The 840-nt window shown below is 27.7% G+C and carries 1 protein-coding gene; it reads left to right on the top strand.

Annotation, left to right across the window (positions count from 1 at the left end; genetic code table 11):
- On the top strand, positions 1 to 318 hold a 318-nt coding region (locus tag AYJ08_RS07385), incomplete at its 5' end, for a protein rep (protein WP_231929047.1).
- Positions 319 to 840: the final 522 nt, after the last annotated feature.

Raw genomic sequence — 840 nt, 5'->3', positions numbered from 1 at the left:
GAGTTATATGAAATGGCTAAGTATTCTGGTAAAGATAGTGATTATTTAATTAATCAAAAAGTATTCGACGCGTATTATCGTTCTTTAAAAGGTAAGCAGGTGTTAGTGTATTCGGGATTATTTAAAGAGGCGAGAAAGTTATTAAAAAATGGCGATTTAGATTATTTAAAAGAGATTGATCCAACTGAATATATCTATCAAATTTTTTATATTTGGAAACAAAAAGAATATTTAGCGAGTGAATTGCATGATTTAACAGAACAAGAAAAAAGGGAATTAAATCATCAAATGATTGATGAAATTGAAGAAGAAACATAAAGTGTTGGTCTTAGACTGACACTTTTTTATTGTTAAATATATGGTCGTCTGCCCCTGTGGGAACTATAAAAAATGTATGCAAATTAATTTGCATGTAGATGGGCAGTGTCTTAAAAATCGACACTGGTTTTTAGAAAAAATCATTTTGTGAAATCAAAATATATTTATTTGGCTCATATTTGCGTTTTAAGAGCGTTTATAAACTTTTGGATATAAAACTATATGATTTATCCCTATTTCTTTAAAATGACCCCTTAAAATTCAAAATAAAGCATGTATGAGAATGTATAAAGTCAAAAAATAAAGTTGGTTATAGAATCTATAAGCTGTTTTTTAGAATCTATCAGAATCTATATTTTTATAATCGATGCTATAGGTGCCTTGTAAAAAATCTGAATACAAGTTCTGACGATGCCAGGAAACTTTTATACATGTTATACATTTTAAAAGTGGATCATGTGGCTTAGTTGTATGATTTGTTTGGTTTTAAAATGGCTTAAAAGAAATGTATAAAACGAAAGA

Origin of the sequence: Brevibacillus sp. SKDU10 (assembly GCF_001645205.1) — a bacterium.
In the GTDB taxonomy this organism is placed as follows: Bacteria; Bacillota; Bacilli; order Brevibacillales; family Brevibacillaceae; genus Brevibacillus_B; species Brevibacillus_B halotolerans.
Note: the sequence above shows the minus strand (reverse complement) of the source record. Positions and strands in the feature narration are given on the sequence as shown.